The following is an 18,464-nucleotide window of genomic DNA, read 5'->3' on the forward strand; positions in this document are numbered from 1 at the left end:
CCACCTTTATTTAAAATGAATCGAAAGAATCATATCATATTCAGCGTTCTCCGTCATCCTTCTCAAATAGAAAAAAACACAAAAAAGTCCCGATCACGCCGCCAGCTTTTCCTTCGTTTTGAACCCCGCACCATGCAGGTGGGTGCTTTCTCCCTCACTTTATAAGTCCTCAGAAGAGGCATTTATGCAGAAAGGAAAGGCAAGCTCCCGTAGAAAAAAATGTTCGGTCAAAACTAGGTAACCACCGTACGTATCAGGACTTTATTTATTGGTTGATGAAAGCATATCATAGGCATGTCCCTTTTTCAAGCGTTTACATGCCTATAAACATGCGCCTATTTTACTGTTTTACTTTTGTTTTAATAGCCAAACTCAGTTCATCTAGCTGCGCTGCGCTTACAGTGCCAGGAGCATCTGTGAGAACACAACTTGCACTTGCCGTTTTCGGGAACGCAATGGTATCTCTTAGGTTAGATCGGCCGGCAAGCAGCATCACTAAGCGGTCAAGTCCAAGCGCAATTCCGCCGTGCGGAGGCACACCATGCTCAAATGCATCAAGAAGGAAGCCGAACTGATCGTACGCTTCTTCTTTAGAAAAGCCAAGTAAACCAAACATTTTCTCTTGAATGTCCTTTTCAAAAATACGAATAGAACCTCCGCCAAGCTCATAGCCGTTCAGCACAAGATCATACGCTTGAGCTTTCATATCTTCTGGACTTGTTTCAATTAATTCAAGATCATCACGAACTGGCATTGTGAAAGGATGATGAGCAGCATAGAAGCGGCCTTCTTCTTCATCTTTTTCAAGGAGCGGCCAGTCGACTACCCATAAGAAATTGAAGACAGACTCATCGATGAGTTTAAGCTCTTTGCCAAGTTTTAAACGAAGTGCGCCAAGCGCATCATGGACAACAGACGTTTTGTCAGCGACAAAAAGTAAAAGGTCGCCTTCTTCAACTTGAAGCTGTTCTTTTAATTCTGCTTGTTTTGACTCATCAAAGAATTTAGCGATTGGTCCTTTTAACTCTGTCCCTTCAGCTTTTAGCCAAGCGAGACCTTTTGCACCATAGTTCGCTGCAAATGCACCAAGTGCATCGATGTCTTTTCTTGAGTAGTTTGCTGCAGCCCCTTTGACATTAATGGCTTTGACAGCTCCGCCATTGTTTACAGCACCGCTGAAGACTTTGAAATCTGAGTCTTTTACCGTGTCTGAAATGTTGACAAGCTTCATGTCAAATCGGGTATCTGGCTTGTCAGAACCATAGGAATTCATCGCTTCATCGTACGTCATACGAGGTAATGGCAATGTCAGGTCAACGCCTTTGACATCTTTCATCACCTTTGCCATCATCTCTTCAGCAAGCGTCATGATGTCTTCTTGGCTCATAAAGGACATTTCAATATCGACTTGTGTAAATTCCGGCTGACGGTCAGCACGCAAGTCTTCATCTCTAAAGCAGCGAGCGATTTGATAGTAGCGGTCCATCCCAGACACCATGAGCAATTGCTTAAATAATTGCGGAGACTGCGGCAGCGCATAGAATTCTCCTTCGTGTACACGGCTTGGCACAAGATAGTCACGCGCACCTTCTGGCGTACTTTTTGTTAAAATTGGCGTTTCAATGTCTAGAAAGCCGTGATCATCTAAGAAATGGCGGAATGCTTTTGTGACTTCATGTCGCATTTTCATCGTTTCAAACATCGCAGGGCGGCGAAGATCTAGGTAGCGATATTTTAAGCGCACATCTTCTGATACCTCATCTGCTTGATCAGAAATCACAAATGGAGGCGTCTTGGCTTCATTTAAAACAGTGACTGTGTCGACTTGAATTTCAATTTTGCCTGTTTTTAAATTTGGGTTGATCGTGGCTTCTTCTCTTGCGACCACTGTCCCTTTAATATCAAGGACATATTCATTCCGAATCGATTCTGCTGTCTCAAGAGCCTCTTTTGATTGGTCTGGATGAAAGACAACTTGCACAATGCCTGTACGATCACGCAGGTCAATAAAGATTAATCCGCCAAGGTCACGACGTTTTTGTACCCATCCTTTTAATACAACGGTTTGACCGATTTGGTCTTCTGTTACTTCTCCACAATAAAAAGTTCTACCAAACACAAACATTCCACTCCTTCTTTACGCTTTCTGGTGGGCTTTCATCATTTGAATCAGCTCATCAAGCTTCACTTCAATTTGTTCACCCGTTGTCGTATCTTTTACGTTTACAATTTGCTGCGCTAGCTCATCTTCACCAAGAACTGCAATAAACTTGGCTTTCAAGCGGTCTGCCGCTTTAAATTGTGCTTTTAGCTTTTTCCCTGTATAGTCCATTTCACTTGAAATGCCTTCTTTTCTTAGGCGATTCAATAAGCCAACAGCATAATCTTTTGCTTGATCTCCTAATGCCGCAATATATAAATCAATGCCGTCTTGAACAGGAAGCTCAATCTTCTCTGCATCAATCGCTGATAGGAAACGTTCAATACTCATCGCAAAGCCGATACCTGGTGATTCAGGACCGCCAATTCCTTCAACAAGTCCATCATAACGGCCGCCGCCGGCTAATGTTGTGATCGCGCCAAAGCCTTCTGCATTACTCATAATCTCAAAGGCAGTGTGATTGTAATAATCAAGACCGCGCACTAAGTTCGGATCGACGACATATTCAATGCCTAGATCGGTTAAGTATTGTTTTACTTTTTCAAAATAAGTCCGTGATTCTTCATTTAAGTAATCTTGAATGGATGGTGCCGTTGCCATCAGTTCGTGATCGCGGTCCTTTTTACAATCAAGAATACGCAATGGATTTTGATGTAAACGAATTTGGCAGTCGTGACAGAATTCATCAATTCTTGGTTCAAAGTGCTCGACAAGTGCTTGACGGTAATCTGCACGGCTTTCTTTGTCACCAAGGCTGTTAATGACGAGTTTTAAGTTGGAAAGACCTGCTTTCTCATACACACTCATCGCTAATGAAATGACCTCTGCATCAATGGCAGGATCTTTTGAACCGATCGCTTCAATTCCGAATTGATAAAATTGACGATATCTTCCCGTTTGTGGACGCTCATAGCGGAACATTGGTCCAATGTAGTACAGCTTTGTAGGCTGTGCAGGCTGTGCAAACAGTTTATTTTCAACATAAGAACGGACAGTCGAAGCTGTTCCTTCTGGGCGAAGTGTGATGCTACGTCCTTTTTTGTCTTCAAATGTGTACATCTCTTTTTGAACGATATCTGTTGACTCGCCTACTCCTCGTGCAAACAGTTCTGTATGCTCAAAAATCGGTGTGCGGATTTCTTTGTATTGAAAGGCTGCACATGTATCTCTCGCAATTTGTTCAACATACTGCCAGCGTTCTGATTCTCCCGGTAAAATATCCTGTGTGCCTCTTGGAATATTAAAACTCATCTTTCGTCCTCCTACGACCATCATTCATTTTTTATGTGGACATATAAAAAACCCCCGCCTCTACTATGTGTATAGTAGGGACGAGAGTTATACCCGTGGTGCCACCCTAGTTGGAACATGATCTAGCCATGTTCCCGCTCAAATCCTTAACGCAGATTCACGTTCTCCGCCTAATGACTCATTTTTTGAGTGTTCAGCAGGAAACCTACAGAGTGTTCTTTCGTGATAAATGCCATGCGGATTCGCTTTCAGCCTAAGGCGATTCCTCTCTGCTCACGCAATTTACCCTACTATTCTCTATCATCAGTTCCACATTTTAAATTTTCAAGTGTGTTGATTTATATTATAATAAGGTCGGTGCTGCCACTCTGTCAACCCTTGCCGTGTCTCTTTTTCTTTTCCAGCTCTTCTTTTGATGTGCATCCGTATTCAGATGCTGTTTCTTCAAGGAAGCCTGGTTGATCCATTTCGTCGTGCTGCCAGCGGTCGATATCACGATGTCCATTATATTGCACTCGTCCTAATTTTCTGCTTAATCTCATGTTTGTACATCCTTTTATCACATTTTTATTTAGTATAAACAGATTGATTCAATTTTATTAGGGAAACTGCAAGGAATTCATCCATTACATAACGAATTAACATTCATCGGTTTTACAAGGGAGGGGAAAACACCGTTTTGAATCTGAAAACACACCATCACATGATGTTGCTGCTCACCTGTTTTGTCCTCATTGCCAGCACTTGGCCAATGACACATGCGACGGCTCAAACAGATCAAGCTGTCGTTGCAACAGATGAAATCAATGTGCGAACCGGACCTGGTTTAAGCTACGGGATCGCAGCAGTTGTGAAACGAGGAGAAAGCTACCCGATTCTCACTGAACAAGGAGAATGGGTACAGATCGGTCTATCGAACGGACAAAAAGGCTGGGTCGTCTCATGGCTGATTACCAAGTCATCTGATGCACAAAAGCCTGCTAAGCAAAAGACGCAAGGTCAAAGTACGCAAGGAAGCAGTTCAATTACGTCAACAGCCTCTGACCTTCGCATTCGGACAGGCCCAGGGACTTCCTATCAAGTCATTGGCACTTTCCCGCAGGGCGCTTCCGCTAAAAAGCTGGACACAAGCGGCGAATGGACAAAAATATCGTACAAACAAGCGGAAGGCTGGGTCCACTCTGATTATATTTCTGGCGGACAAAACGCTTCTTCATCCAGTTCAGCTGAGCCCGCTCGTTCTAAACAGTCCGGCACAGTTGGCGTATCAAGCTTGAATGTTCGAAAATCGGCGGCACCAAACGCACAAGTGGCCGCTTCACTTTCCCGCAACACTCAAGTCACCATTTTACGGGAGCAAAATGGCTGGTATGAAATCGAAGCAAAAGGCGTTAAAGGCTGGGTTGCAAGTTATTATATTGTCTCAAACCAAGGAACAAGTGCAGCACCTGAAAAGAATTCATCCTCTTCGTCATCTCATCAGAAAGCGTACATCGTTTATGATGGAACGAATATTAGAAAAAGCGCTTCTACCTCTGCTGGAATTGCAGAAAGAGCAACAAAAGGAGCTGCTTATCAAATTGTTCGTACGCAAGGTGACTGGTACGAGGTGACATTATCAAACGGCGGAACAGGCTACGTGGCGAGCTGGGTCGTTCAAACAAAGAAAAATAGCAGCGAAGCACCAAGACCTCAGCAGGATTCATCGTCTGGCACTGGATCTTTAAAAGGCAAAACAATTGTTCTTGATCCTGGGCATGGCGGAAAAGACAGCGGCACGATCGGCGCAGACGGTGCATTTGAAAAGAATATCACGATCAAAACCGCTCATTTGCTGGCGGGTAAGTTAAGAGCTTCTGGAGCAAATGTCTATTTAACAAGAAGTGATGATACATTCATCAGCCTTCAATCGAGGGTTGCCACTTCACATTACCGAAATGCAGATGCATTTATTAGTCTTCATTATGATAGTTTTATGGACCAAAGTATCAGAGGGAGCACCGCATATTATTATCAAGCATCCAAAGATCAACGTTTGGCGACAAGCGTTCATACGGAAGTCGCAAAACGATCACAGATCCCTGATAAAGGAGTCAAATTTGGAGATTATTTTGTTTTAAGAGAAAACAAGCGCCCTTCCCTTTTATATGAACTCGGCTATTTAAGCAATCCTCAAGAAGAAGCGATCATTTATAGCGCCTCTTACCAAGAACGAGTGACAGAAGGAATGACAGAAGGATTAAAACAATATTTCCGATAGAAAAAAGAGGCCGCTGCGCCTCTTTTTTGTTTGATCGCAAAAGAAAAAGACTCTAAACAAACTCTCAGCAAGAGTTTATCTACAGTCTAATGTCTTTCTATTCTTTGCTGTCCATCAACATGGTGACAGGCCCCGAATTGGTCAATGAGACGTCCATCATCGCCCCAAAACGTCCAGTTTCAACATGGATGCCTTTTTCTCTAAGCGTTTCATTGAAGCATTCGTAAAGTGAATTCGCCACATCCGGTTTGGCAGCTTTCATAAAGTTCGGCCGTCTGCCTTTTCTCGTATCACCATAAAGAGTAAATTGAGATACAGACAGTACACTTCCTTTTACATCTAACAAAGAATGATTCATTTTCCCGTTTTCATCTTCAAAAATACGCAAGTGTGCGAGCTTTTCAGCTAAGTAATGCACATCTTCTTCTGTGTCTTCATGTGTAACCCCAACGAGCACCATATAGCCTTCATTGATGGCACCTGTGATCTCTTCTTCTACTTTCACAGATGCACTCGTCACACGCTGAACAACAAGCCTCATAGACGATATACTTCCTTTCTAATTCATGAATCGGCGAACAGAGTAAATGTCTTTGATTTGTTTAATGCGTTCTACCACTTTGTGCAAATGGTTAATATTTTGGATAAAGATCGCCATATGGATCGTCGCCACTTTGTTACGATCAGACTTACCAGAAACCGATGAGATGTTCGTTTTGGTTTCGTTGACTGCTTGAAGCACCTCATTAAGTAAGCCGCGTCTGTCATATCCTAATATTTCGATTTCCACATTGTATTCTTTACGGTTTCGAGCAGGCTGTTCATGCTCCCACTCAACCGGGATTAACCGTTCCTGCGCTTCTCCTGTCTTTACGTTCGGACAGTCATCACGGTGAACAGATACGCCACGGCCTTTTGTAATAAAGCCAACAATGCTATCACCAGGAACAGGATTACAACACTTAGATAAACGGACAAGCAAGTTATCAATGCCTTTCACTCGCACGCCAGCTTCTCGTTTTTTCCCGTGATATGGTTTTGACTCTACAGACACTTCTTGAACGGTTTTCTCTTGTTCTTCCTGATCTCTTTGTTTTCTTTCTTTTTCCGTTAAACGATTCGCCACTTGGAGTGCCGTAATTCCGTTATAACCGACAGCTGCATACATGTCCTCTTCATTTGAGAAATTAAATTTATCGGCCACTTTTTGCAGATTTTCAGCGGTCAAAATGTCTTTGACATCGAACTCAAGGTTTTTGATTTCTTTCTCCACAAGTTCTCGGCCTTTTTCGACATTTTCTTCACGGCGCTGTTTCTTGAAAAACTGTCTGATCTTGTGCTTCGCTTGAGAGGTTTGGGCAAGTTTGACCCAATCCTGGCTTGGTCCATAGCTATGCTTAGAAGTCAGAATTTCAATAATATCACCTGTTTTTAGCTTATGATCAAGTGTGACCATTTTACCGTTGACTTTGGCTCCGATTGTTTTATTCCCAATTTCCGAATGAATCCGGTATGAGAAATCAATTGGTACGGAACCAGACGGTAGCTCGATGACGTCTCCTTTTGGTGTAAATACAAACACCATATCAGAGAAAAGATCAATTTTTAACGATTCCATAAATTCTTCCGCATCTGTGGATTCATTTTGGAATTCAAGGATTTCTCTAAACCAAGACAGCTTCTTCTGGAAAACGGCTTCTTCCGTCGATTCTGCTGACTCTTTGCCTTCTTTATACGCCCAGTGTGCGGCAATTCCGTATTCCGCAATTTCGTGCATTTCCACTGTACGAATCTGAACTTCAAGCGGGTCCCCTTTTGGACCAATCACCGTTGTATGAAGAGACTGATACATGTTCGGCTTTGGCATCGCAATATAATCCTTAAATCTGCCTGGCATCGGCTTCCAGCATGTATGAATAATACCAAGTACCGCATAGCAGTCTTTAATGCTGTCAACCAAAATACGTACAGCCAGCAAATCATATATTTCATTAAATTGCTTATTTTGCATGACCATTTTTCGATAAATACTATAAATATGTTTCGGTCTGCCGGAGAATTCAGCCTTAATGTTCACCTCAGACACGCGGTCTTTTACTTCATTAACAACCTCGTCCAAGTATTCCTCACGTTCCGCTCGTTTGCGCTTCATGAGATTCACAATCCGGTAGTATTGCTGCGGATTTAAATAGCGGAGGGCTGTATCTTCAAGCTCCCACTTAATCTTTGAAATCCCTAATCTGTGCGCAAGCGGTGCAAAGATCTCAAGGGTTTCATTTGAAATTCTTCGCTGCTTTTCCTGCGGAAGGTGTTTGAGTGTTCTCATATTGTGAAGACGGTCTGCCAGCTTAATTAAGATGACGCGAATATCCTGCGCCATTGCAACAAACATTTTACGATGGTTTTCAGCCTGTTGTTCTTCTTGTGATTTATATTTAATCTTTCCGAGCTTTGTCACACCATCAACAAGCATGGCTACTTCTTCGTTAAAATGCTCTTTTAAATCTTCTAATGTCACATCCGTGTCTTCGACAACATCATGCAAGAAGCCGCCAGCAATGGTCGAAGGGTCCATTTCAAGATCAACAAGAATTCCCGCCACTTGAATAGGATGGATAATATAGGGCTCACCGGATTTCCGGTATTGCTCCTTGTGAGCATTTTCAGCATATTCGTATGCACGCTCTATAAATTGAATATGTTCAGCGGACAGGTATTCTCTTGCCTTATCAATGACCTGCTGCGCCGTTAAAACTTGTTCGTTCGCCATGGAATCACCTTTTTAAATGAAAACTGTATTGTAGTTTATTATCAAGAAAAATTCGATAGATGTAAAGAGAAGAAGTCCGCTAAAAGATTTTTGATAGGAAAAAAGCACCCTTCTTACTGAGTGCTTTTTGCGTAAAACTCCATTAGTATTGCATTAACGTCAAGATGTCGTAACCGTCAAGCTTCTTTCTGCCATCAAGATACGTCAGCTCAATTAAAAATGCAATCCCTGCCACAACGCCGCCTAATTCTTCAACCAGCTTGATGGATGCTTCAATCGTTCCACCTGTCGCAAGCAAATCATCTGTGATCAGTACACGCTGACCAGGACGAATTGCATCTTTATGAATCGTTAATACATCTTTACCGTATTCCAAACCGTAATCGACTTTGATGACTTCACGAGGAAGCTTTCCTTCTTTACGAACTGGGGCAAAACCTACACCAAGTGCGTATGCTACAGGGCAGCCAATAATGAATCCACGCGCTTCAGGTCCAACAATGAGATCAATGTCTCTTTCCTTCGCGTATTCAACGATTTGATCCGTTGCATAACGGTACACTTCGCCTTTATCCATTAACGTTGTAATATCTTTAAATTGTACACCTTCCTTTGGGTAGTCAGGTACAACTGTCACATATTGTTTTAAATCCATCTTTTCCTTTTCCTCCTCGTACGTCAAAGCACAGGTGAGACTTCGCTCATCATGCTATTCAGCCATTCCTTCAGCTCTTTGGCTGAGGAATATGTTAGTGTTTGATCGAGTTCCATCAATCGTTGTTTTGCTGTATAAGACGATGATGCGGTTAAATCTTTTTTAGGGGCATCACGCACTATTGACAGCACACCATTCTCTATTTTAACAAAACCGAGTTCAAAAAACACCTTTGTCATAAAAATGATTGTATCTTTTGTCCAACCTCTATGTTTGGCAAGCTCCATGCCTTGTTCTTTAATAGGAAAACTTCCCCGTTTGAACAAGAACCCATAAAACCATTTGAATTGATCACGGCTCGGGAATGAGGACATAAAGTGATCTTCTTTCCGCTGAAACACCGTATAAATTCTTGCTGGTTGTTGATTTTCTAAAAGCAGCTTGAGCAAGTGTTCATCGGCAGGAACATCGGCAAAGATCACATACTTTTCCTGCACATCAAACGTGGATACATTTTCTGCATCAATAAGGTGAATCGGAATATCCACCAGCTCCGATTGCTTTTTTGTTTCTTCGTCAAAACAGAAGACCATCGTTTTTGCTGGATCAAGTGTTGATACTTTCTTTTCCCAATCTTTTTTCCCGCGTAAATCAAACAGCTGCCATTCATCGACTCTAGCGTCTTTTAGCATGAGCTGAGGTTTCTTTCGGTTATTCCATTCATTAATCGAGACCTCGCCAACGACAGAAATTTGGCTCCCTGGGACAAGTTCTTCTTTTAGTTTGCCTTGGTGAAAACCGACACAGTCGAGCAGCTTGTCTTCGTCTTTTAGTGACATTTTAATGTGATTTTGATTGGCCCCGATCGTTCGGATGTCTTCAAGCTGGGCGTCTTCAATCATAATGAACGGCTTAGGATTCTGCATACCAAACGGGGACAGCAGTCCCACTTCTTCAATGGCTTGCACCGTCATTTCGTCCACTTTACATACTGCATCGACCCGTTGAATTGGAATAAAATCTTCTTCAGTCAACGTTTCATTTGCATATTGATTCAATCTTTCCCTAAGTAAAGGAACATCATCCGCTTGAAGTGTCATTCCTGCTGCCATCGGGTGTCCACCGAAATGCGGCAGGATGTCACGGCACTTGCTCAAATGGAAAAATAAATCAAAGCCAGAAATACTTCGTGCTGACCCTTTCGCCATCTGCGTTTCTTCGTCTATTCCAAGCACAATCGCCGGACGAGAAAATGTATCCGTCAATTTTGAGGCAACAATGCCGACAACGCCTGGATTCCAGCCAGCTTTTGCTACGACGATAGCAGACTGGTCAGCACCTGTCTCTTCGACCATTTGAATGGCTTCTTCCGTGATCGTACTCACAATTTTCTGCCGTTCTTTGTTCAATTCTTGTACAAAACGAGCGAGTTCTTCTGCTTCATCCATATCCTCAGTCATGAGAAGATGAACAGCCGGATCTGCCTGCTCAATTCGTCCAACAGCATTCAGCCTTGGCGCAATTTGAAAGCCGACCGTTTCCTCATTTGCTTCTTCAAGAGTGGCGCCTGCTTCTTTTAATAACGCTTTTAACCCAGGCCGTCTAGACTGTCGAAGCTGCATAAGACCTTTTTTGGCAATCCATCTATTTTCATCATGCAGCGGGACAAGATCCGCAATGGTACCGATTGCAGCAAGATCTAATAATTCTACTGGGAGTTTACCGAGGAGTGCATGTGCCACTTTAAACGCAACACCGACACCCGCCAGCTCTTTAAACGGATACTCACAACCAGGCTGCTTAGGATGTACAATCGCAAGTGCCTCAGGCAGTTCCTCGCTTGGTTCATGGTGATCTGTGATGATCAGGTCTAATCCTATTTCTTTTGCAATACGTGCTTCATTTACAGCAGCGATCCCTGTATCCACGGTGATGACAAGCGATGCTCCTTGCTCTTTGATATATCGGAAAGCCTGTTCGTTTGGCCCATATCCTTCTTTAAATCGATCTGGAATATAAAAGTCTACCTTCGCAGATCGTTCTTTAAGTGTATGTAAAAGTACAGAAGTACTTGTCACACCATCTGCATCATAATCTCCGAAGATCACAATCGATTCCTGCTCTTCGATCGCTTTGTTGATGCGCTCTACTGCTTCTTTCATTCCTTTTAATAAGAATGGATCATGAAATTCGGCTTTTTGATCAAATAAAAAAGACCTCGCTTCTTCTACTTCTTCGAGTCCTCTTTGTACAAGAAGTGATGCAGTCAGCGCTGAAATATTCAGATTTTCAGAGAGTGATTTCACTTTTTCTTCGCTAGGATGTTCATATTCCCAACGCATTTTGGATAATAACATAAATTCACCCCTCAACCACACTATTATACTAGAGTGGACTGAGGGGTTTCAATTTTTATTTTATGAAATTGTACTGGAAGATTATTTTTCCTTCCGGTCAAAAGACGCTGGCTGTTCTTTTAAAGGTGTGACATTCGTTTTCTTTTGAACGTCTTTGTCTACCTTTTTTGGAGAAGCAGTAGGGGCAGTCACAGTGGCTGCACGTTCAGCTTTTAATGCTTTTAATTCACGTTTCAGTTTCACAATTTGGAAAATCCCCGCAAAAGCCACAATGAGTCCGCCCATCAGAACAGAACCGATAATGACAAGGATCAGCGGCCATTCAGCCGTTCCAAATAAGTAGTCTACCTGTACAGGCCGCACGTTAATAACAGCAAATACTGAGACAATTAATACGAAAATAAATGCGAGTATGATGGTCCATTGTTGTTTATTCATCTACAAATCCCCCAAGCTTTTTCTTTTATTCTTCCCTCTTTCTTGTCCTTTTTAAACACCGAAAGAACATGGCGGAAGGTTTTCTATCAGCATGGGCGCTTAGCTGCTGAGTTTTTCTTTAATGAGGCTCTTTAATTCTTTTCTTTCTCCAGAGATGACAAGGGTGTCTCCTTCTTCAATCACCGTATCTGGTCCTGGATTTAAAATTTTCTCATGTGATTTTCTCACAATGGCGATGACTGTTACTTGATAGTTTTGGCGAACACTCAGGTCTCCGATCGTCTGGTTAACAGCTGGTGCGTTCTTTTCAATCTTAAACCATTCAATGATGAGTTCATCAATGGCCACCTCCACTGTCTCAAGCGCTTTTGGTTTATAGACCATGCCGCCTAAAATAGCCGAGATTTGTCTTGCTTCTTCATCGCTAAGCAAGATACCAGAAATACATTCTTCGTGATCATCTTCTTGAAAATGATACATCTCTCTTCTGCCGTCATCATGTGTGATAATGGCAAGCTTCTCATTATTTCTTGTGATCATTTCGGCTTTGTGACCGATACCTGGCAGTTCAGTTTCCCGAACCTTCATAACAGCCCCTCCAATGAATAAAAGCGAAATGCCCCAAACGGACACTTGCTTTCTATACTGATCTAAACGTATGTCATTATAGCAAAAGACCATTTCAAGATCAATGAAACCCGAAATGTTTTTACATATCATCTTATTGTTGTGACGATGACAAGTATGATGCATGAAAAAAAGACTGCCATGCTGGCAGTCTTTCTTGTTTAAATATCTTGTTCTGTGTCGATTTTAGCCGGCTTTTTCAGCTCACGACCTTTCCATATCAGCCAAATTTGTGCCGCAATGTAAAGGGATGAATACACCCCTGTTAATAGGCCGACAAGTAAGGCGATGGAGAAGTTTGTAATAGATGCTGAACCGAAAATGAGAAGTGCAATCACCACTACAAGTACGGTAAGCACAGTGTTCACAGAACGCGTAAAGGTTTGCTGTAAACTTAAATTCACAATGTACGATAAATCTTCGATCGTTTTCGGTTTGCGTTTCTTCATTTGCTCACGCACCCTGTCGAAGGTGACAATCGTGTCATTGATTGAGTACCCAATGACCGTGAGTATCGCTGCAATGAAGGTGACATCCACCTCTAAGCGCGTAATACTAAAGAAGGCAACGATAAAGAATGCATCGTAAAGCAGAGAGATTATCGCTGCAATCGCCATTTTATACTCAAATCGGACGGATACATATAAGATAATCCCGATCGAAGCAATGATGACAGCGTATAATGCGTTACGAGCAAGCTCTTTTCCGACCGTCGGAGACACTGTACTTACGTTAGGCTCCGTTCCGTATTTATCTTTGAAATAATCTTTCACTTCAGCAATTTTTTCTTTATTCGGAACACCGACAAATCGAGCTGCTGCTTGATTTTCTTTTTGCCCCGATAACACAACACTGTCTGTCTCAAGGTCTAGCTTTTTAAAATCTTGCTCCACCTGTTCTGTTGACAGTTTATGGTCACTTTGAATATCAACTCTAGTACCGCTTGCAAAGTCAATACCTGCATTGAGCTTGAAGATTGACAGCACAATGATTCCAGCAATGGTAATGGCTGCTGAGAAAATCATAAAGCCTTTACGTTTGCTGACGAAATCCCATTTATCAAATGGTGTTTTCGGTTCAGTATTTTCAGTTGTTTCATGAATATCAATGATGTCTTTCTGACGAACACCAAACCAGCCTTTTCTGCGATCGAGATAACGGCTTTCTACAAGTAAGCCAAGAAGGAATCTTGATAGGAAGACAGCCGTGATAAAGCTTGTCAAAATCGATAGGATAAGCATGGTTGCAAACCCTTTGACAGAGCTTGTTCCAAAGAAGAATAGAACCCCGCCGGCAATAATACTTGTTAAGTTTGCATCAAAGATCGTGGCAAACGATCTGCGGTTACCCGATCTGAAAGCAGAACGGACAGATTTACCGAGCTTGAGCTCTTCTTTAATCCGCTCATACGTAATAATGTTGGCATCGACAGCCATCCCTACCCCAAGAATCAATGCAGCGATTCCAGGCAGTGTCATGACCGCCCCCATCCAGTCAAAGACTTGCAGTGTGATATAGATATAAGCTGACAGTGTAATGACAGCAACAAGACCTGGTAATCGGTAATAAAACAGCATGAATAAGAAGATAAATGCTATTCCTACAATTCCTGCGAAGACTGTTTCGTTTAGTGCTTGCTCACCAAACTGTGCACTCACAGATGTTGAATATTTTTCGGTTAATTTTACTGGCAATGCGCCGGCATTTAAAATGCTCGCAAGGTCTTTTGCCTCTTGAACCGTAAAGTTTCCTTCGATTTGTACGTCACTGCTGTTAATTTCTTGGTTTACATTCGGCGCAGATACATACTTATGATTTGATTTAGAGACTTCTTTTTTGAAGGAATCTCCCTTATGATAATCAAGCCAAATGACAAGCTGATTGTTTGGTGCCATCGCCGCTACTTTTTTTGTCACGTCACCAAACTTTTTCGCATCCTTTAGTTTGACCGTCACGATCGGCTCATTCGTTTGATTGAATGTTTGTTTTGCACCATTTTCAACAAGATCAGATCCGTTTAGAAGCTCTTTGTCATTCGTATCTCTGAAGGAAAGCTGTGCTTCAGTCGATAGAATCTCCCGTGCTCTGTTTTGATCTTTTACACCCGCAAGCTGTACGCGGATACGGTTGTTTCCTTCAATCGAAATGTTCGGCTCACTGACTCCAAGCACGTTGGCTCTTCGGTTTAAAGCCTCTACTGTACTGACGAGAACACCATTTGTGATCTTGTCTTCTTTTTTCACTGGGTGTACATCATACAGAACCTCAAATCCACCCTGTAAGTCCAGCCCTAGCGTCATATCTTTCGCAACGGGCTTCGTTAATAAGCCCACACCAGTTCCGATTAACAGAACCACTAAGAAAAACGCAAGTATGCGCCCTTTTTTCATTATGTATTTCCTCCTTAAACACCTGAATCCATTTAGATGGCTTATTTCAACAGTTCGTCCAGCATATTCTTGCCATCTTCACTGTCCAAAAAAGCAGACGTTTTGAACGACTGAACGGTTGCATAGTTCATAAATTCGCCAATTTTCACAGATAAAATATCTGCAACCATTTCATGAATCGGATACTCTTGTTTTTTCTTCCACTTCTTATTCTCTAAGTATGACCATAATTCCTCTAAATCTACATCTTTATAGCCCAAAACGATGAATTCTTCAAGCTTACTGAACAGAAAAGGCTTTAGATGGTCTTTGTATATAGCAGCCGGATGTTGTGTCATTGTGAGGCTCCCCCTTTTCAGTTTTTTATCGAGAGACTTGTCATGCTTGGACGATATACACGCATATCTTATTGTATATGATTCTATGTCGTTTGAGAAGGCAGGTGATCTGTGATTTGACGAAGCAAACGTTTTTAAAAGGGACGATTATTTTAATTTTAGCAGGTTTTATTACAAGAATATTGGGTTTTGTCAATCGAATTGTGATTGCAAGGTTCATTGGTGAAGAAGGCGTAGGGCTTTATATGATGGCAGCGCCTACCTTTTTTCTCGCCGTGACGCTGACACAATTCGGACTTCCTGTTGCTATTAGTAAGCTAGTCGCAGAAGCAGAAGCCCGTGGTGACAAACAGAAAACAAAACGCATTCTAGTGATGTCCCTTGCGATAACAGGAACACTCAGCCTGATTTTCACGCCGCTCTTTTTATGGTTTGCCCCTATTATGGCGGAAAATATGCTGACAGATCCTAGAACGGTCTATCCTCTGCTTGCCATTACACCAGTCGTACCCGTTATTGCGATCTCTAGTGTGTTAAGGGGCTATTTCCAAGGAAGACAGCAAATGAGCCCGCTTGCGATGTCGCAAGTACTAGAACAGGTCGCAAGAATTTCACTCGTGGCAGTATGTACAACAGCGTTCCTGCCTTATGGAATTGAATACGCAGCAGCAGGCGCTATGATTTCATCTGTCATCGGGGAAATGATTTCACTTGCTTACTTACTGATTGCCTTTCGTTATAAAAAGACCATCCGTATCCGAAAACGTTTTTTCAAGGCAATTCATGATGGAAAGGACACGTTTAAGCAGCTCATGAGTATTGCCCTGCCAACGACAGGCAGCCGTTTCATCGGCAATATCTCTTGGTTTTTAGAACCGATTGTAGTCGCGCAAAGCCTTGCGATTGCCGGTTATGCAGCTGTGGAAGCAACAAGGCAGTACGGAGAATTGACGGGACTTGCGCTCACCCTTTTGACACTCCCTAGTTTTATCACGTATTCTCTCTCCACCGCACTAGTTCCAGCGATTAGTGAAGGGATGGAACAGAACAAACGCAAAACGGTCGAATACCGGCTCAAGCAGGCGATGCGCCTTTGTTTATTAAGCGGGGGCATTTCATGTATTATCCTTTTCGTGTATGCAGAAAATTTAACCCTCTTCATGTATGGTTCATCTCATGCCGCTGTCTATGTAAAATTCATGGCGCCCTTCTTTTTGCTCTATTACTTTCAAGGGCCGCTGCAGGCTGTCCTTCAAGCATTAAATTTAGCGGGGGCAGCGATGACCAACAGTTTGATAGGAGCTGTTGTGAAAACAGGCATGATCTTTGTTCTTGCTTCACAGCCAAGCTTTGGCATTATGGGCGCAGCGCTTGCGATCCTCATTGGCATCGTTCTTGTCACGTTGCTCCATGCGGCAACTGTCGGTAAAGTGCTGCCTATTCATTTACCATTAAAAGAATATGGACTTTGCGTCCTTGTGATCATCGGCACTGGGGCAGTCAGCTTATGGATGAAACATCAAGCGAGCGGACTCTTTTCCGCACCTTTAGAGCTTGTCATGATGATCTTTTTGACGTGCGTGCTGTATGTCATTCTATTAATCTGTCTTGGGCTAGTGAAACGAGAAGAGCTGCGCCGCATCCCGTTTATTGGGAAGCTGCTGTAGCTCATCTTTTCTTTATAATTTCATCTTTCAAATCAATATAAAAATTCTTCTGATTAAAGCTGCAGTAAGAGATTTGCTCGATATCATGATAGCCTCTTTTGGCAAGCTCCTTTATCAGCCACTGTTCATCATGGTTGATCTGCTTGAGATGATCATGTTGAACCACACCGTCTGCAATAAGCGGGAGCTCAAGCGCTGCATGTTTGCGCTTGTTTTCTTTTTCAACAACGGCGAGCTTTCCTGAAGGCTCTAAGATGGCATATGAGACATCCTGGATACTATCGATGTTATTTTCTCTTAATTGAATCAGCAAATCATCAAAATTGTATCGCTGTTTTCTCATCGCACCCTCGTCTATTTTTCCGTTGATGATGAGCAGGGCCGGCTTACCGTCGAGAAAACGACGGACACCTTGGAATTTTAATGACAAATAGGCAAGGGTGATTTGAATGAAGGTTAACAGCAGGATCGGCCATACTGTATGTAACATGTGATCCTCTACTTCTTCTATGGCGAGCACCGCAATTTCAGCGATCATCATAAAAATAACAAGATCTAAAATACTCAGTTCCCCAATCTCCCTTTTGCCCATTAAACGAAAGATAAACCAAATGAGAAAATATAAAATGATCGTTCTCATGGAGATAATTAAGATGTCCTGCATATGATGTAAACCCTCCTTCTCCACCATAGCTTGTGTCAAAACACTTTATTTATGTAGAAAAGAAAGCCTGGGTTTTTATCACGAGAAACATGTCTATTTTTTCTTCTCCGTGAATACATTTTAGTAAAAGACAAGCTTCGGTCAATTGGAGAGGAGACGAATCACATGCAGGAAACGAAACAAATAGGAAAAGGCATTTTATCTGGCTTAATTGCTATTTTTGTCGTGATGATTGTCACAAGCTTACTTGTATCACTGATGCTTACCTTCACAAGTATGCAGGAATCATCGTTTAAATGGATGATCATGATCTTGTCCTTTGCGGCACTTTTTCTAGGAGGAATGATTTCTGGAGGGAAAGCAAAGGAACGGGGCTGGCTCATTGGCGCCATGACCTCTTTTATCTTTTCACTCACTGTTTTTTTATTTCAATATTTAGGGTTTGGAGAAACCTTTTCACCAGAACAATTCATCTATCATGCAGCCTTTTTGGGAATTTGTATGCTAGGGGGAATGATTGGCGTTAATCTTCGGGGCAAATAAAAAAAGAGCGAATGATATCGCTCTTTTTTTATCGCTATGTATTGGAGGATTAACCTTTGTCAGCTAATTCTCTAATAGCACGTCGGTCGAAAGTTAAACGGTTGTTTTCGCTTGTTTTGATGACCACTTTTGATTCATCAATGTAGTCGATTTCACCGTGTAAACCACCGATTGTGACGATTTTATCGCCTTTTGATAAAGATTGCTGCATCTGACGCACAGCTTTTTGTTGTTTTTGCTGTGGACGGATTAACAAGAAGTAAAGCACAGCAAACATGACAACAATCATAATGATTGAACCCATACCACCATCCATTCTATCTCACCCCTTTCTAAAGCATTG

At 42.3% G+C, this 18,464-nt stretch carries 16 protein-coding genes, 1 other RNA gene and 1 other annotated feature; of the genes, 3 read left to right on the forward strand and 14 right to left on the reverse strand.

Annotation, left to right across the window (positions count from 1 at the left end; translation table 11 throughout):
• Positions 1 to 82: 82 nt before the first annotated feature.
• The 4 genes from ssrS to MHH31_RS12365 all read right to left on the reverse strand — a co-directional run bounded on the left by ssrS (position 83) and on the right by MHH31_RS12365 (position 3,954).
• A non-coding RNA gene (gene ssrS / locus MHH31_RS12350) (6S RNA) lies at positions 83 to 263 on the reverse strand.
• Between the two features lie 77 nt (positions 264 to 340).
• Entirely contained in the window at positions 341 to 2,119 is a 1,779-nt protein-coding gene (aspS, locus tag MHH31_RS12355; protein WP_026050119.1) for an aspartate--tRNA ligase, read from the reverse strand.
• An 18-nt stretch (positions 2,120 to 2,137) separates the two neighbouring features.
• Positions 2,138 to 3,412 (reverse strand): histidine--tRNA ligase, encoded by a 1,275-nt coding sequence (gene hisS / locus MHH31_RS12360; protein ID WP_008342721.1) that lies wholly within the window; start codon positions 3,410 to 3,412, stop codon positions 2,138 to 2,140.
• Positions 3,413 to 3,485: 73 nt separating this feature from the next.
• Positions 3,486 to 3,725 (reverse strand) — a binding site (T-box leader).
• A 58-nt stretch (positions 3,726 to 3,783) separates the two neighbouring features.
• Positions 3,784 to 3,954, reverse strand: a complete 171-nt coding sequence (locus tag MHH31_RS12365; protein WP_003216250.1) for a YrzK family protein — start codon at positions 3,952 to 3,954, stop codon at positions 3,784 to 3,786.
• A 137-nt stretch (positions 3,955 to 4,091) separates the two neighbouring features.
• Here MHH31_RS12365 and MHH31_RS12370 point away from each other — a divergent pair, with 137 nt between their 5' ends.
• Positions 4,092 to 5,672, forward strand: a complete 1,581-nt coding sequence (locus MHH31_RS12370; RefSeq protein WP_041506805.1) for an SH3 domain-containing protein — start codon at positions 4,092 to 4,094, stop codon at positions 5,670 to 5,672.
• A 97-nt stretch (positions 5,673 to 5,769) separates the two neighbouring features.
• Here the strand turns inward: MHH31_RS12370 and dtd are convergent, their stop codons facing one another.
• The 8 genes from dtd to MHH31_RS12410 all read right to left on the reverse strand — a co-directional run bounded on the left by dtd (position 5,770) and on the right by MHH31_RS12410 (position 15,247).
• Positions 5,770 to 6,213, reverse strand: coding sequence for a D-aminoacyl-tRNA deacylase (gene dtd, locus MHH31_RS12375; protein ID WP_008342725.1), 444 nt, complete (start codon positions 6,211 to 6,213; stop codon positions 5,770 to 5,772).
• Between the two features lie 18 nt (positions 6,214 to 6,231).
• The gene (locus tag MHH31_RS12380; RefSeq protein ID WP_008342726.1) at positions 6,232 to 8,442 is read right to left on the reverse strand and encodes a bifunctional (p)ppGpp synthetase/guanosine-3',5'-bis(diphosphate) 3'-pyrophosphohydrolase; all 2,211 of its coding nucleotides are present in this window, start codon (positions 8,440 to 8,442) and stop codon (positions 6,232 to 6,234) included.
• A 142-nt stretch (positions 8,443 to 8,584) separates the two neighbouring features.
• A complete protein-coding gene (locus MHH31_RS12385; RefSeq protein ID WP_008342729.1) occupies positions 8,585 to 9,097 on the reverse strand; it encodes an adenine phosphoribosyltransferase in 513 nt (170 codons plus the stop codon).
• A gap of 23 nt (positions 9,098 to 9,120) precedes the next feature.
• Positions 9,121 to 11,454 (reverse strand): single-stranded-DNA-specific exonuclease RecJ, encoded by a 2,334-nt coding sequence (gene recJ / locus MHH31_RS12390; protein WP_058336587.1) that lies wholly within the window; start codon positions 11,452 to 11,454, stop codon positions 9,121 to 9,123.
• A gap of 81 nt (positions 11,455 to 11,535) precedes the next feature.
• On the reverse strand, positions 11,536 to 11,892 hold the full coding sequence (locus MHH31_RS12395) for a lipopolysaccharide assembly protein LapA domain-containing protein (protein WP_025207709.1): 357 nt from the start codon (positions 11,890 to 11,892) through the stop codon (positions 11,536 to 11,538).
• A 99-nt stretch (positions 11,893 to 11,991) separates the two neighbouring features.
• On the reverse strand, positions 11,992 to 12,480 hold the full coding sequence (locus MHH31_RS12400) for a cation:proton antiporter regulatory subunit (RefSeq protein ID WP_008342734.1): 489 nt from the start codon (positions 12,478 to 12,480) through the stop codon (positions 11,992 to 11,994).
• A gap of 200 nt (positions 12,481 to 12,680) precedes the next feature.
• Entirely contained in the window at positions 12,681 to 14,909 is a 2,229-nt protein-coding gene (secDF, locus tag MHH31_RS12405; protein ID WP_048001809.1) for a protein translocase subunit SecDF, read from the reverse strand.
• A gap of 41 nt (positions 14,910 to 14,950) precedes the next feature.
• Positions 14,951 to 15,247, reverse strand: a complete 297-nt coding sequence (locus MHH31_RS12410; protein ID WP_003216788.1) for a post-transcriptional regulator — start codon at positions 15,245 to 15,247, stop codon at positions 14,951 to 14,953.
• A 116-nt stretch (positions 15,248 to 15,363) separates the two neighbouring features.
• On the opposite strand from MHH31_RS12410, the gene spoVB reads away from it, so the two are divergent.
• Complete coding sequence (gene spoVB, locus MHH31_RS12415; RefSeq protein WP_019743030.1) at positions 15,364 to 16,914, forward strand: stage V sporulation protein B; 1,551 nt, start codon at positions 15,364 to 15,366, stop codon at positions 16,912 to 16,914.
• 1 nt (position 16,915) lies between these two features.
• Here the strand turns inward: spoVB and MHH31_RS12420 are convergent, their stop codons facing one another.
• Complete coding sequence (locus tag MHH31_RS12420) at positions 16,916 to 17,578, reverse strand: DUF421 domain-containing protein (RefSeq protein ID WP_024718383.1); 663 nt, start codon at positions 17,576 to 17,578, stop codon at positions 16,916 to 16,918.
• A 165-nt stretch (positions 17,579 to 17,743) separates the two neighbouring features.
• On the opposite strand from MHH31_RS12420, the gene MHH31_RS12425 reads away from it, so the two are divergent.
• On the forward strand, positions 17,744 to 18,121 hold the full coding sequence (locus MHH31_RS12425; protein ID WP_007501492.1) for a TIGR04086 family membrane protein: 378 nt from the start codon (positions 17,744 to 17,746) through the stop codon (positions 18,119 to 18,121).
• Positions 18,122 to 18,170: 49 nt separating this feature from the next.
• Here the strand turns inward: MHH31_RS12425 and yajC are convergent, their stop codons facing one another.
• Positions 18,171 to 18,437, reverse strand: a complete 267-nt coding sequence (gene yajC / locus MHH31_RS12430) for a preprotein translocase subunit YajC (RefSeq protein WP_003216659.1) — start codon at positions 18,435 to 18,437, stop codon at positions 18,171 to 18,173.
• Between the last annotated feature and the right edge of the window lie 27 nt (positions 18,438 to 18,464).

This window comes from Bacillus sp. FSL K6-1033 (assembly GCF_038630765.1).
GTDB classification, from domain to species: domain Bacteria; phylum Bacillota; class Bacilli; order Bacillales; family Bacillaceae; genus Bacillus; species Bacillus altitudinis.